This window comes from Microvirga sp. BSC39, assembly GCF_000739015.1.
Lineage (GTDB): Bacteria > Pseudomonadota > Alphaproteobacteria > Rhizobiales > Beijerinckiaceae > Microvirga.
In genome coordinates this window covers 1-12,967 of record NZ_JPUG01000063.1, presented here as the reverse complement: position 1 = coordinate 12,967, position 12,967 = coordinate 1, and the positions used below count along the sequence as shown (strand labels likewise).

Here is a 12,967-nt window from a genome sequence, read left to right as displayed (position 1 = left end):
CCGCTTGACCGAAAACAGTACCAGGAACGAGATCTTTACCAACACTCTGCCAAAGTCGTCCGGCGGTATTGCAACCGGCACCGCACACACCTCGGCTGAGAACCCCGCCCGGTTCACTCAGCCGAGGCGTTCTTGGATTTGTCGTGGTGGTCCTCCGTCGAGGCCGCACATGCGAGCGAGGGCACCCATGCCTGACCACAAGATGCTCTCCGGTGAATTGGGCCTGTGGTCAGCGGTGTTGCTGGGCCGGGGTGAGAAAGATTGGGCTGAATTGCTGGACCGAGCGGCGGCCAAGCTCGCCCGAGGTGAGCAGGATGAAGCAACAGCTTCCAGTCTCCGACTTTACGCTGTTGTGGTTGGGCAGAAGAACCAGCCTTCGTTTCAGGCTCTGCTCGAAAAAGCCGCTGACACCCTGGCTTGATCTCACTTCCCCCTGCACACGAGATGAACCCGGAAGGAACAGCTGCGAGCGGCAGAGCCTGTCTCGTCAGGCCGCCTGGCGAATGGAGAAATCCGGGACAACCAGGTACTCATAAGGTTTAAGACGATCCGCGGCCGCCTCAAGCCGGCTGCAAAAGCGTCGATGAGCATCGTCGAGAAGGCGCCGCCCTCTTGCACTGGGCTGCGCGAGCTTCATGTTCTCTCCAACCAGCGCCGCCGCTGCCGGATACAGATCGTCCGCAGCTGCCTCAATGCAGGGGTTGCGCTCGAACAGGCGTAGAGCACGGATGAGATGAGAGCCGAGGTCGCGCAGATCAGCACTCTGACCATCCTGCTCGATCTTTCTTAAGACGGGTGCAATCAACGCGAGCTTCTCATCGACTGCATCGGTGAGGATCTTGAACATCATCTGCTTGCCTTGTGGGAAACGGCTCTGTGACCGCCTCAGAGCACGAGAGAACAATGGGCAAGTATGGTTAATGAGCTGTTACCCACCTGGAATGTCAGGCAAGCTCACCTCTATTCGGAGAGATGGCGCCACCCGTGGAGCGGAAGGGTCCAGAATGGCCTCCCTTTGCCACCAATGGTTGCTCGCTCGTGAGAGGTCTTGGAATATCTCCAGCAGGGCATTATTTGTTCTCGCATTCTTTCAGCAGCTTTCCTGTCAAAGCCGACACTCGGCCATGAGACTCGTTCTCAGCCGGAAAGCCCCTCGCGATTAACATAGGACACGCCAGATGCCGGGCATCGCACGTCAGTTCGAGTCGCAGATCACCCGTACCGGTGGAGCTCCTTCCAAGTACCGTTTCACCGCCCGATGCTCCACGTGCTCCAAGACAGACATCTACGAGGCCAGCAGGCCTGCCAACGATGATCTCGTCAAAGGCTACTTCAAGGAGCGTGGATGGCTTCTCGGACGCGACCGGGCCTATGATCTGTGCGCGGCTTGCCTGTCGAAACCTCGGGAGGAGCGGCAGTCTCGGCCGTCCAACGACGCAGGCCCCCAGAGGTCGCCAGCGGCTGCCAGCCCTTCAGGCCGCCCGAGCGCCCCGGCGGACAAGCGGCCCCGGGATACGGCTGATATCCTGGCCCGCCACTTGGGCAAGCCTGAAGCGCTCGCTGCGGAAGTCTTCCGCCCCAAGCCGGTGCAGTTCCCTCGCCCCTCTACTCCGGAGACGCCCGCGCAGACTGGATCAACCCCCACCCTGCCACGCGAGGTGGAACAGGCCCTGACGGGCATGGCCGCAGAGCTGAAGAGCCTGCGCTCGACCATAGAAGGCATGGCGGAGCAGATTGGCAAGCTGGTGGCTCTCGGCGGTCAGCAGATCGAGGCCATCGCGCGGCTAGCACCCCTGATGGTCCAATCGGCTGACGGGATTGTCGGCGGCCTGCGGGAGGTTGTCAGCGCGATCCAGCCCATCCCGAGCGAATCTCCTCCTGAGCCAGAGCCGCTCAAGGCAGAAGAGCCGCTTACGCGAGAGGCTGAACCTGTCGAACGGCAGGATCCAGAACTCAGCTCAGATCCAGAACCTCGGAAGGCGTCCCAAGCAAAAGAGCGCTCAAGGGCGGGCCTGCGCCCGGCGAAGACCGAGGCTCAAGTCCGTCACACCGGCTCCGCGGCCATTGTGGTGAAGTCGATACCCGACGCCAAGCGTTCGGACCGGTTCTACACCTCCATCCGCCTGCCGCGGGATCTGTGGGACCAAGCTGGCTTCGGCCCAGATGACCGTCTCCTGCTGGACTGGAGCGGCAAGACCCTGACCATTGAGCGTGTGGCTGAGGGGGGCGTAAAGCCAAAGGCAGTCGGGAGCACCTCTGTGGTCCTCCAGTCCTGGAAGCTCGGCAACCTCAACTTCGCTCAGTCCAAGATCGCCGGCGCCGACGGCTCCCTTCGACTGACTGCGGGACGTCGCAGCCCTAAGACCTGATCGTCGCAACGAGCACAGACTTCGTGTATTCCTCTCTGGCATCGTCGTCCAGACGTCTGGTCCTGAGCTAGTCCTGTGACTTGGTCTGAACTGCGATCCAGTCCCGCGCCTTGATCAGGGCCGCCGCGCGATCTGCCGCCAGGACAATGCCAGGCCGCTGATTGGGTCGGGTGACAACCGCTATCCACTCCAGTGGTGTCGGCTGCAGCCTAATGGTGTAGCCGAGATACTTGAGCGCGAGTGTCTCGTCAGGCCGTTCAGGTTCGATTGAGTTCGGGTGCGGATCAGTCATGGCACGTCAGCATTCGGTGATCGGACTGTGGTGAGGCATGCTCCCTGTCCTGCTGTCGGTCTTGCCGATCCACGCTACCGGAGAAGATGCCTCTGGCCAGTATGGTAGCGGGTTTCAGGTGTCGTTCTCGGAGGTCAGTTGCTGCGGACGCGTGCCTTCATCCGGCTTCTGCTTCTTGAGCCGGACACCCGGCCCCTCCCCGTTCTCCGCAATGAAGATAATGCCGGAAGCTTCAAACGCCCGTGCTATAGCCGCAAGATTATTGACAGAAGGAATTCTGCGCCCCTTCTCGAAATCACGAATGGTGCTTTCGCTGAGGTTGGCTTTTTGACCGAGCTGATCTTGTGACCAATCCAGAAGCCCTCTTGCAGCACGGGATTGCTCCTTAGTAATCATGGTCAACACACGATTTCCATCAAAAATAAACGAAAAGCGTTGACAGCATCTTCTCTCAACGGTACTCTTCTACGACTACCGATTTCCGTTTATTGGAGCAACACACCATGAGTGACATGGATCGTGAGGGGCCGACGCATGTCTCACGGCCGGCTGCCTCGGAGAACCTCTCGCTCGTGCAGCTCGAAGCTACCTTTGAGGCTGTGCTGGCCGATGCCCTTGTCTCGGCCACGCGTCTGAACCAGCTGGAACAGATCTGGTCGCAGAAAAAACCGCCTCTGCCAGGTGTTCTCCTGACCACCCGAGCCGATGCCATCTTTGACCTGTGCCACGAAAATGAGGTCGGCTTCTACTACACCGTCCGCGACATTCCAGCCTTGTACGAGATCGCGAAAGCCTCACCGCATCTCTGGCCGCGGGTGCAGGCGATCGTCACGGCCCTTCACCGCCATCATCACGAGCTCTCGCTGGCGGCTGATGAGATCGGGCTGACGGCAGCCTATCAGGAGAATGTGGAGCATCAACAGGCTGCCGCAGAGGCTGCGGATGCCATTCTCCGTCAGCCCGCCAGCTCGGTGGCGGTTCTGATCGCCAAGGCCAGGGTTCTGGTGGCAAGCCGCGGTTTCGACCTGTCTCAGGATCCCTGGTCTCTGGGCTCCCTCGACGAGCGCGCCCTCCTTGTCCTCGTGCAGGACCTGCTCAACACCTCCCCTCCTCCCAAAGCTGACGTGTGATGGCCCCCATAGCCTCCTGCATTCCCACAGCATGCCCACACCTGCTGATAAGGCAGAGGTCATGAGCTTTGAGTTCTGGTTTGCCACGGTCATCCTGCCGGGGATCGTCTGCTGCATGGCTTGGGCCGCAGTACTTCTCAACGAGTGGCACTACAAACGCCAGCGGGCTCGCGCCCGGTCAGGAGAATTGCACCAGCCGCTGGGCCCGGAGGATGCTGTCCTGGTGTCCAAGGCTACCCTGCGGGCCGCCGCTCACCTCAGTCTTCCCGATCCGGTACTTGCAACGATCCTGGGCCTGTCCGCCTCAGGGGTCGAGCAGGGTAGGGAGAGCCAGACGCCTGTGATCCAGGATTGGCTGACGCTCGAGCGCGCCGCTCCCGTCATCCGCCTGAGCCGCGCCCTTAACCAGGACCTCGGTGGGGATGCGGAAGCAGTCGAGAGTTGGGTGAGGAGCCACAACACCGCCTTTGACGAGCGCCCGATTGACATCCTGCAAACGGCGGGTGGACCGCAGAGGGTGCTTGATCATGTGCAGGCCCTGCTGGGTTCGTCATGCTCCGTCTGATCGCCCGCTCCTGCTCAGTTGAGTTGGAGATCTCATGCGACTGACCTTCCGCGGCTTTGAAGTGCTATTCATCGACGTCGAGGCGTCGGGCCTGAGCTCCGCCTCGTTTCCGATCGAGATCGGCTGGGTGCTCGACGACGAGGTAGATCCCGAGAGTTTCCTCGTTAGGCCGTCCGAAATATGGGATTTCACCAGCGGCTGGTCAGCGCAATCAGCGGCCATTCACGGCATCACGCCAGCCATGCTCGAGGCAGAGGGTATCTCGGTCGAGGCGGCCTGCACCCGACTGGACGGCCTCACACGCGGGCGCCTCGTCGTGTCGGATGCTCCTCGGCATGATGACTGGTGGCTCGGCCGCCTGTATGCCGCGGCCGGCCGACAGAAGAGTTGGGCGGTAGGCGATGTCGAGAGGCTTTATGGAGGGTTGGCCCAGGAGGCCGGGCTCGACCCGGCGGAGGCGGCATCCCTGCTGACCTGGATTGAGCAACTCTATCCCCATCCGCATCGCGCGGGTGCTGACGCATTGCGGCTCGCCAAAGCTGCCCGCATTCTCAGCGACCCCGAGTTTCGGGTGAAGTTCCACAACCTGTAAGATGGCCCGAGGATATGATTTGGCGCAAACGCACTTCGGCCAGACGCTCCTGGCAGGGTCGGACGCCGCCGATTAGAGTTGAGCATACATGCGCCGATGGTGCGAGCCTGTGGACACAAGCTCTCAAAACCAGGAAACCATGACGTTCGAACTGATATGAAGCCACTTCCGCGGCGGCGACTTCCGTGATTTACCCACTTCCACCATCAGGACGATGACCAGGAGAACCCTCGGCATGACCCGCAAGTCCTTCAGCGAGGATGACCTTACCAATAGCGTGACGCTGCAGAACGTCAGCGCCAATCTCGACCTGATCCGGCGTCTGGAGCGTCTCTCGTTGGCGGAACTCGGCAAGCGCACAGGCCTCAGCGACCGGCACCTGGACAGCCTGATCCGCATGACCTCGAACGTGACTGTACTGGTGCTCGAGCAGATTGCCGAGAGGCTGAACATCCCGTTTCTGACTTTCATTGGGTCCCGTCTGGATGCCACCATTCCAGGTGGGTGGACTGGCTTTCTGGACAGGCTCAAGGAAGGTAAATCATCTGATGCTGTAGACGAGGATCAGCCGCGCTCCCCGACCCACTTCGATGCTGTCTCGCCACAGCAACTCCCCTCAGGACTTACACCTGACCTTTCCAATCTCCTCCAGCATCTGATCACCATGCAAGAGCGGTTAGCTCAAGATCAGTCAGCCCTCACCCGCCAAGTCGAGAACCTGACGCGCCTGATCGGGCAAGAGCCTGCTGATGCGATTCCGTCTCCACGGGGAAAGGTCCGCCCGTCACAAGTCAAAGCTGGTCCTGTTATCCTTGCGAAGGGTCTCAAGACTAAGAGAACCATGACGTCAGGAAGGCAGAGCGACTCGGCTCAGAGCTCAGAACGGACGGTGCCGCAAGAGAGTACGGGTCGTAAGACTTCAGGAGTAACCAGATCCTCCCGTGGGTCCTGAAACATCGTCATAGAGGCGGCTAAATCCCCTTCTTGGCCGCAGGCTACCTACCCCTCCCCTTTTCTCTCAATATCATCTTCATTCTCATTCGCTTTATGTCCATGGCGGAAAGCTGACGATCTTTATCTACTGACGATGGCGCAGCCGGTTGTTCCTTGTTGGCAGTCGCGGTCAGATCTTCCCTGTCGCGTTTCTTCCGCTCTCTCGCCTCTTCCTCATCGATCACGATAAGGGGCGCACCTCCGGGCATCAGAGGAGGAGCGTGAGGCTTATCCTCTGTCTGTGGCACAACAGGCACCTTTGGTTTGTTCAGTTGTTTCAGCTCCTCCAAAGGAGACCGTTCCAATCCACTCCGGTTCAGCTTACTGCCAATTGTTTCACTCACCGGCCTCGTTAGTTGCTGCGATTTCTTCGGGAGGTCGTGAGATCTCTCGTTACCCGTCAACGGCTTCAGGACGGAGGAAGGCTGGGCAGACATGGTCTTGGTTGAATCAGACGGCTTTTCCGTAGAAGCAAGCTTCAATCGATCTGCCGTAGGCGGAGGTGAACTCTGCGGGGGTGAACTCCTCGGCTCCCGCGGACTAGGAGGTTCCCTCCTGGCTGGCTTGGATCCGAAGATGGCCCTCAACGAAGGGCGTTCAGCACCTCGCGAAGTCGTGGGCTTAGGAGTTCCGATTGCTTCTGGCTCCGGTGACGGGCCAAACAGAGGCGTGTATTTCGGGAGCCACTTGGCGGCCAGAGCTTCCATCTCAGCCATCAGCTCAGCTCGCTCCACTTCCCACGTCTTGACAGGCTTGGGCTGATGACGCTGCATTGGGACGGGTGAGGCGACCCGGCTCACCATTTCTCTGAACATGTTCTCCTGAAATGTCCTGACGTATTCATTGCGGATCCGAGCAATCTTCGAAACTGTTTCATCGCACTCAGCCCAGACCTTTTCAGCCAGAGTTCGGAACCGTTTCACCTCTGTTGCCCGGATTTCGGATGCGACCTCGATCAGGAGCTTGTCGACCCTCGTACGGTCAGAGGGCGCCTTCAGCCGTGCTCGGGAGACCATCTTGTCAGCCACAAAGTTGGCAGCAATCTCGGCGAGCGCAGCCGACAAGAGCAGGCTGTGGAGATCCGTGGTCCTGCGGGCCAAGTTCCGGATCACGCCTGTGTCCGGATGACCTGCGGAATAGAGAAGATTGAGAAATCCCCGGTTTTTGCTGCTGGTTTGATCGACGTGGGTAGCGGCCTTGATGCTCTGCTCATGAAGTTCGCCTATAGCGGCAGACCATTGCTGACGCGCGGCGTCGAGCCCCTGTTTGGTCCGTTGTCCTTTGCGTTCCTTGGCATAAATCTTAGGATCGATGCGCTTTCTGGCCTTCTGAGGAACACCCATATCCTTGTAGGAACGGGAGTCATATCGCTTTGGGCTGCCGGCCTTCTCAAGGGCACTGTTGAGAATAGTGCAATATCGCTGTCTTTCCGACTTCACCCATTCTCTACTGTTCATCGACCGGATGCGCGGTTGCATGAACCGCCGGCGAGTCCGCTTATGGCGGCACTTGGAGAGATACTCTTCGACAATGTCGAAATCCCAATCAGACGTTATCGTGTCGGGATCAAAGAGCCGCCTGGCCGGCCGTTCGCTCAAAACAATATGAAGGTGGAAGTTTCTGCGGTCATTGTGTTTGTCGGGAGCGTGGATCACCGCCCAGTAGCGTAATCCCTGCTCCTCGAAGGCCTCACAATATTCCCTTGCCAGCTTCAGACGCTGGGCCGCCGTAATCTCGTGAGGGAGTTCCGCGATAATACGGGTCTGGACCCGTCCACCCCGTCCGGGGGAGACCTTGATCGCACCAGTGGCCTGGAAGTCTCCCATCGTATGAGCAAACTTGAGAAGGGCGATGGCCTCAGAGTCTGCTAGCCGCACCTTGTACGGGTCCACGCGATCGCGGCAATGGTCCATCGCCTTGCCAAGATGCTCAGGTATGCTGTGTCCGGTGTCAGCATACCGTTTGACCGTGTCCCAGAAGTCGGCACCTCGGAAGGGATCGATGGTGAAGCCATGGTTTCGTGGGCTGCGCTCAGCATTGTCGAGCTTGCGCCAGAACTCAAGGCGCTCCTCTCGTGTGTCGCCGAGATTTCCGAACGAGGACACAACAACTGCGCCCTCCTCCTCGTATCTGCCTGGAGCCGTGCCACTTTCCTCTCGGAATCGAAAACCTCCGTTGCTCAAGTCCTTATGGCCCGTAGCGAATGCAGGAGACTCCAGATCGATGAAGGTCTCGGCAGCTCCTTCCCGCTCGATATAGCTCCCATAATGGGCCGCATTTCCAGACGGTGAGCGGCGGGCATAGGCGGCGACCGTGTGATTTGTTTTTGAGACGTGTGTTACCGAAAAGTGAAACGTAACCGCGCCTGAGCCAGGTGCTTTTGGCCTTGGTGCTGTTTTGAACGGGGCCGACAATTGGAAATCCCGGACTGACCGCAGTCCTGGGGTGTTGAAGGCCTCAATCAGGGCAGCGAGTTCCCGAGACGAGGAGCTTCGCCGCTTGAGGCTTTCGCGAGCCCGACGTTCCGCCTCGGCGATCCGTCCTGATATTGCCAATTCTTGTGCGAGTTCCCGACAGGCAATCTCAAGCGCGTGTTCTTCAGTCATGACGTGATTTGCGTAATCTCGTGGAATGACAAACTATACGCGAAATGCGAATTAAAATGAATATGTCAGAATTTTAAACTTGGTGCGTCTGGAGCGTGTGACTTCTCCTTCGCCCAGATATCCGGTTCACCTGTCACTTAAAGACTGGGGCTAAATCTTACGTTCGATGAATTGATTCCGGCAGCCCTCTCGACTGACCTGCGCACACTTCGGAGGGTAGAGCGCACGGGACATGCATGAACTCCACCATGCGTGATCGGCACGAGTTGCGGATCATAGACGTAAGACCCATCAGGAGCAGAGGCACGCACGTCGTCCGCTCGCACTCGGAGCATTTCCCGACGACCAGCGCTCCGATAACATTCATGATGGACGCGTTCCTCGCGCCCGGATTACGAGGCGGGGCTGGATCCAGCATCCCTGAGCCTCGTTCCTACCCGGCCAAGATCCGCCTGGATCGTACGGTTTGGCGTGAGGCCAAAGCACTCCTGGCCAGCCTCGCAAAGCCCAATGTGGAACGAGCCAAACATGCTGCATCCGGAGGTGCGGCACGTTTGAGGTATTGGGCCCCTCCTATAACCTATCCTGCCCCTAAACCTCCTCTGCCCCCTGTATGGAGTCTATGGGCCTCAGAGGTATCCAACCGCCGCAGGCTCTGACCGTCGGCGACGTAGGGTCAGACGGGATATTGAACGGGGCCTATGGCCCCTACCTAGTTGGTAAAGGCTCGTGTTGGCCTGTTCTGGCGCTGCCGGCCTGCAGTCCATTTCTCTCAGGTTTGAGGACGCGCACACAGGGAGAGGGCTTCCTTGTCTGTCGTGGAAAGATATTCCGGCAGCACAAACTGACATGAATACGCTCAGGCAGGATCGCGGCGGCAAGCCCGCGGGTATGAGATGCGCTGAGCGTCGGGAACACGGTGTGTACTCAGGCCGATGAGAGAACCCACGGCGCTTTCAGAACGCTCAACAGACGGGCTTTACCTGCAACGCGCGGAGTCAGACCAGCGCTGGCGCGAACCGGGAGCTTTCGACGATGAGAGCCATTAGTGACACTGGGAATATAGGGAAGATTGCTCCACCTGCCATTCTTCCCATCTAACCTGCTATGCTGCCATCCCTTCAGTTTCTGCGAACCTGTCGTCGCTGCCCATGTGGACAGTTTCGAGACAAGCCGGTCGGCTGGATTACCGAATTGGAATGGTCCAAGGTGAACCCACCGATGCTATTGGAGCCGGGCTATTGTTTGCCGCTGTTGATGCCACCTGGGCAGATTGTTCTTACGAATAACTCACGGCCTGACGAGGTGAGTTGAACAATCACCGGCAGGATAACTGACACCATGGCTGGCCGTCAGGTGGGACCATGGAGTTGGAACAAGTCGGCGTAGTCTGAATTGACAGGACTTTTTGGAATAAAGGAGTGTTTCGGTCCAGTTTCATTCTGCCCGGTTGTTATTCCCCACCACCTGAGCTTGGGCAAACTCATCAACCGTCCTGACGGACAAACTACCCTGTATGGCTCACCAGACTCTTCCCCATGCGAACCGGATCGCGTTGCTGATTGGCAGTGTCAGGCGATGGGAGCACCTGGCCTACAGACCACGCAGAATGGACCGTGGCGGAGCAGCAACTGTGCTCAAGGCTTGCCGAGACGTGCTAGATGGAAGCATCTGGATACCAAAAGGCGATCAGATTGCCGGTGGTATGCCTTCGCGTCGGATCGGCAGTGAGTTTGATCACAATTCGATTTCCTCCAAGCTAACAGGGGATGCAAGATTCAGCACAACCTCAAAGTTGCGAGGCTGTAAGTTATGCTACGGAGATTGCCGCACAAACAATCTCACGCAAAGAGCATTTCCATTTCCAACCTGTTGCCGGCAGCTCGCCATCAGCACTACCCGCTCGGGCCCGAATAGGTTTCGTCAAAAATCTCTTTTCTGCAATTTATTTCCGTTTCCATACTTACCGTTCGCAGCTATAACGAACGGGAAAGTTACACCTTTGCGAGCTCTCACCGTTGGCACCTCGTGCCTTTTTATGCCGTGTCTTGCTCCGGGTGAAATCGCAGAGGCGTCGGTATATGAGCAGGAAACGCAAGTTCGAAACAAAATATCCATGGGGCAGCGAGCGTCCGGGCTTGGCCCTCGCCCGTGCGCAGAAGCACAAGGAGAAACTGCTTCAGCAGATCGAGACGATTCGTGAAAGAAAGCGGCAGGAAACCGAGAAGGCTATTGCAGCGAAGCAGGTACTGATTGATGAAGCCGACCTGGTGATCGCGTTGGCCACTGAGCATCAGATCAAGCCACCGCAAAGGCGTAGGAAACGAGATTCCAGCGGTAATTCGGACGCTCAGATGGCGGGAATCAGCTCGCAGCATCCAGATATTTCACATGATCAACCCCGCAAGAGTGAGGCGCCAGTTGAGCAAACGACACTGTCGTCATCAGACAACAGGGTTAAGTTGCCGCATCAGGGCACCTGGGCATCTGATGCTCTTGCAAGTGGCACCGACCGTGTAAGGCTTTTGTCAGTTCCAGCTGTTAATACACCTATTGTGATCGAAGCAGCCACTTCTGACAAACTTCCCAACGAGACGTTTGGACCGTCGGCATTTGGATTTGAGCATCGCCAGCACGTGACTGTTGCCCAACAAAAGGCGATCCAGTTCGAGGCGACGGAGCAGGCTGAAGCAGGCAATTGCTTGCCTAGCCAGGATGAAATGCAGCCTCCAAGGCACGAATGCTCTATAGAGAAGCAGCACAATGATACCAGGGCCGCTGACCGGAACCCTACTCCAGAGTCTCAGAAACTTATGAAACGACAGCGCGAGCTAGAAGACGCATTTGATGATTTCTGCCACCGCTTCGGCGACGATCAATCAGGATGGCCAGCGGAGGCAAAGGCCAAAGCCGGCCGTTTGGATCAAGAGCTGACTGCGATCTCCATTCTGTTGGCTAGTGCACTTGCTTCTCGCAAGTCGGTCTCATAGGCCTAAGTTCGTGACGAGAAAGGCTAGACACTTGTCTTGCAGTATACTCGAATTGGCGATCCGGCATCGCGCATCCAACCTGCAGCAGGTCCGTGCAGACGCTATAGCACAAGAATCTGGACTACTTCCGATCCGCACCTGTTGGTCTCAGGACCATAAAGGCCGATCGCTTCTGAAGGAACATGACTCCACCTTGTGTCATCCCGCCACAATGGCAGGGATGATGGCCCTAAGGCGAGCAGATGTTGATGAGGACAGATTGACCACAGAAGCTGCATCTCGCTAGAGCAGCGGCAGTTCCGACGGAGTCGTTGGGGCTATGCGGCGTGACGGCTTCGTGATTCACTCATCCTGGCCCTCTTGGGAGGAGATGAGCGATGACCAAGTCCTCCTCGCTGGATCTGCGCCGCCGAGTGGCGCGCTTTGTCGAGGCGGGCCATTCCTGCCATGAGGCTGCTCGGCACTTCGAGGTCTCCGTCGCCTTCGTGGTGCGGCTGATGGCGGCGTATCGGACCACCGGCAGCCTGGCCGCCAAACCGGAGGGCGGCTGGCGCTACTCCAAGCTCGACCCGCACCGCGACTTCCTGCTCCGCCGCGTGACCGAAAAGGACGACATCACCATGCCGCAGCTCGCCGCAGAACTGGCAGCCCTCGGCACGACGGTCACGCCCGCGTCAATCTCACACTGGTTCATCCGCCAGGGCTATAGCTTCAAAAAAAACGCTGCGGGCCAGCGAACAAGGACGCTCCGACGTGCGCCAAGCCCGCGAGCACTGGCGCACGAAGCGTCAGCCCCGCATGCGTCAGGAGCCGCACCGGCTCGTGTTTCTGGATGAGACCGGCACCTCCACCAAGATGACGCGCCTGCGCGGCCGCTGTCCCAAGGGGCAGCGCCTGTATGCCAAGGCGCCCTTCGGCCATTGGCTGACCCAAACCTTCATCGCGGGCCTGCGCTGCTATGGGCTGAGTGCCCCCTGGGTGATCGACGGGCCCATGACCCGGCGGATCTTTGAGACCTATGTGGAGACCCAGCTTGCTCCAACCCTGTCGCAGGGCGACGTGGTGATCCTCGACAACCTGCCCGCGCACAAAAGCGAGAAAGCCGCGCAGTTTCTCAAGCAAAAGGGCGCCTGGTTCCTGTTCCTGCCACCCTACAGTCCGGATCTGAACCCGATTGAGATCGGACCAACGTGGAACCGCTGAACGTGAGGTTCCATTGACACCACGACTGGGCCATCAGGCGCTGCGCGCCTTGGCCTTATGGGTGGCCACACGCCATGACCCCGCGAGCGACACCCCTCCACTGGCAGGACCTGCCGCCCGACCGGCGCCGACGCCTGGTGGTGCTGATCGGCAGCCTCATCCGCCAGTCTCTGGCCGCCGCACAGGAGGCGGATCATGAGCCCGGAACCCGACATCCTCGCTCCGAC

General features: G+C 58.8%; 13 protein-coding genes. 9 read left to right on the top strand and 4 right to left on the bottom strand.

Going from position 1 to position 12,967, the window contains the following annotated elements; all coding sequences use genetic code 11:
* Window positions 1-187 precede the first annotated feature (187 nt).
* The gene (locus MA07_RS13375) at window positions 188-421 is read left to right on the top strand and encodes a hypothetical protein (protein WP_152568861.1); all 234 of its coding nucleotides are present in this window, start codon (window positions 188-190) and stop codon (window positions 419-421) included.
* Between the two features lie 66 nt (window positions 422-487).
* On the opposite strand, the gene MA07_RS13370 is transcribed toward MA07_RS13375, so the two are convergent.
* Complete coding sequence (locus tag MA07_RS13370; RefSeq protein ID WP_152568860.1) at window positions 488-847, bottom strand: hypothetical protein; 360 nt, start codon at window positions 845-847, stop codon at window positions 488-490.
* Between the two features lie 331 nt (window positions 848-1,178).
* Here MA07_RS13370 and MA07_RS13365 point away from each other — a divergent pair, with 331 nt between their 5' ends.
* A complete protein-coding gene (locus MA07_RS13365) occupies window positions 1,179-2,369 on the top strand; it encodes a hypothetical protein (RefSeq protein ID WP_036351450.1) in 1,191 nt (396 codons plus the stop codon).
* 67 nt (window positions 2,370-2,436) lie between these two features.
* On the opposite strand, the gene MA07_RS13360 is transcribed toward MA07_RS13365, so the two are convergent.
* The gene (locus MA07_RS13360) at window positions 2,437-2,661 is read right to left on the bottom strand and encodes a hypothetical protein (protein WP_036351448.1); all 225 of its coding nucleotides are present in this window, start codon (window positions 2,659-2,661) and stop codon (window positions 2,437-2,439) included.
* A 114-nt stretch (window positions 2,662-2,775) separates the two neighbouring features.
* Window positions 2,776-3,057, bottom strand: coding sequence for a helix-turn-helix transcriptional regulator (locus MA07_RS13355; RefSeq protein WP_052003150.1), 282 nt, complete (start codon window positions 3,055-3,057; stop codon window positions 2,776-2,778).
* Window positions 3,058-3,164: 107 nt separating this feature from the next.
* Between MA07_RS13355 and MA07_RS13350 the strand changes: the two genes are divergently transcribed.
* From MA07_RS13350 to MA07_RS13335, 4 genes are all read left to right on the top strand, one after another.
* Window positions 3,165-3,791, top strand: coding sequence for a hypothetical protein (locus tag MA07_RS13350; protein WP_036351446.1), 627 nt, complete (start codon window positions 3,165-3,167; stop codon window positions 3,789-3,791).
* A 61-nt stretch (window positions 3,792-3,852) separates the two neighbouring features.
* Window positions 3,853-4,356 carry an antitoxin Xre/MbcA/ParS toxin-binding domain-containing protein gene (locus MA07_RS13345; protein WP_036351443.1) on the top strand — a complete coding sequence of 168 codons (504 nt, stop codon included), beginning with the start codon at window positions 3,853-3,855 and terminating at the stop codon, window positions 4,354-4,356.
* A 34-nt stretch (window positions 4,357-4,390) separates the two neighbouring features.
* Entirely contained in the window at window positions 4,391-4,948 is a 558-nt protein-coding gene (locus MA07_RS27835) for a hypothetical protein (protein WP_052003148.1), read from the top strand.
* Between the two features lie 235 nt (window positions 4,949-5,183).
* On the top strand, window positions 5,184-5,900 hold the full coding sequence (locus tag MA07_RS13335; protein WP_036351440.1) for a helix-turn-helix domain-containing protein: 717 nt from the start codon (window positions 5,184-5,186) through the stop codon (window positions 5,898-5,900).
* Between the two features lie 43 nt (window positions 5,901-5,943).
* Here the strand turns inward: MA07_RS13335 and MA07_RS13330 are convergent, their stop codons facing one another.
* Complete coding sequence (locus tag MA07_RS13330) at window positions 5,944-8,547, bottom strand: MobA/MobL family protein (RefSeq protein ID WP_081928952.1); 2,604 nt, start codon at window positions 8,545-8,547, stop codon at window positions 5,944-5,946.
* A 2,081-nt stretch (window positions 8,548-10,628) separates the two neighbouring features.
* Here MA07_RS13330 and MA07_RS13325 point away from each other — a divergent pair.
* The 3 genes from MA07_RS13325 (at window position 10,629) to MA07_RS30880 (ending at window position 12,740) form a co-directional block, all read left to right on the top strand.
* Window positions 10,629-11,537 (top strand): hypothetical protein, encoded by a 909-nt coding sequence (locus MA07_RS13325; RefSeq protein ID WP_036351435.1) that lies wholly within the window; start codon window positions 10,629-10,631, stop codon window positions 11,535-11,537.
* Window positions 11,538-11,914: 377 nt separating this feature from the next.
* Window positions 11,915-12,373 (top strand): IS630 transposase-related protein, encoded by a 459-nt coding sequence (locus MA07_RS30885; protein WP_036351433.1) that lies wholly within the window; start codon window positions 11,915-11,917, stop codon window positions 12,371-12,373.
* The gene (locus MA07_RS30880) at window positions 12,336-12,740 is read left to right on the top strand and encodes an IS630 family transposase (protein WP_052002682.1); all 405 of its coding nucleotides are present in this window, start codon (window positions 12,336-12,338) and stop codon (window positions 12,738-12,740) included. The genes MA07_RS30885 and MA07_RS30880 overlap by 38 nt, the downstream gene beginning before the upstream one ends.
* Window positions 12,741-12,967: the final 227 nt, after the last annotated feature.

Coding starts and splice junctions, on each gene's coding strand:
- MA07_RS13375 (WP_152568861.1), top strand. CDS start 188: ATGCCTGACCACAAGATGCTCTCCGGTGAATTGGGCCTGTGGTCAGCG.
- MA07_RS13370 (WP_152568860.1), bottom strand. CDS start 847: ATGTTCAAGATCCTCACCGATGCAGTCGATGAGAAGCTCGCGTTGATT.
- MA07_RS13365 (WP_036351450.1), top strand. CDS start 1,179: ATGCCGGGCATCGCACGTCAGTTCGAGTCGCAGATCACCCGTACCGGT.
- MA07_RS13360 (WP_036351448.1), bottom strand. CDS start 2,661: ATGACTGATCCGCACCCGAACTCAATCGAACCTGAACGGCCTGACGAG.
- MA07_RS13355 (WP_052003150.1), bottom strand. CDS start 3,057: ATGATTACTAAGGAGCAATCCCGTGCTGCAAGAGGGCTTCTGGATTGG.
- MA07_RS13350 (WP_036351446.1), top strand. CDS start 3,165: ATGAGTGACATGGATCGTGAGGGGCCGACGCATGTCTCACGGCCGGCT.
- MA07_RS13345 (WP_036351443.1), top strand. CDS start 3,853: ATGAGCTTTGAGTTCTGGTTTGCCACGGTCATCCTGCCGGGGATCGTC.
- MA07_RS27835 (WP_052003148.1), top strand. CDS start 4,391: ATGCGACTGACCTTCCGCGGCTTTGAAGTGCTATTCATCGACGTCGAG.
- MA07_RS13335 (WP_036351440.1), top strand. CDS start 5,184: ATGACCCGCAAGTCCTTCAGCGAGGATGACCTTACCAATAGCGTGACG.
- MA07_RS13330 (WP_081928952.1), bottom strand. CDS start 8,547: ATGACTGAAGAACACGCGCTTGAGATTGCCTGTCGGGAACTCGCACAA.
- MA07_RS13325 (WP_036351435.1), top strand. CDS start 10,629: ATGAGCAGGAAACGCAAGTTCGAAACAAAATATCCATGGGGCAGCGAG.
- MA07_RS30885 (WP_036351433.1), top strand. CDS start 11,915: ATGACCAAGTCCTCCTCGCTGGATCTGCGCCGCCGAGTGGCGCGCTTT.
- MA07_RS30880 (WP_052002682.1), top strand. CDS start 12,336: ATGCGTCAGGAGCCGCACCGGCTCGTGTTTCTGGATGAGACCGGCACC.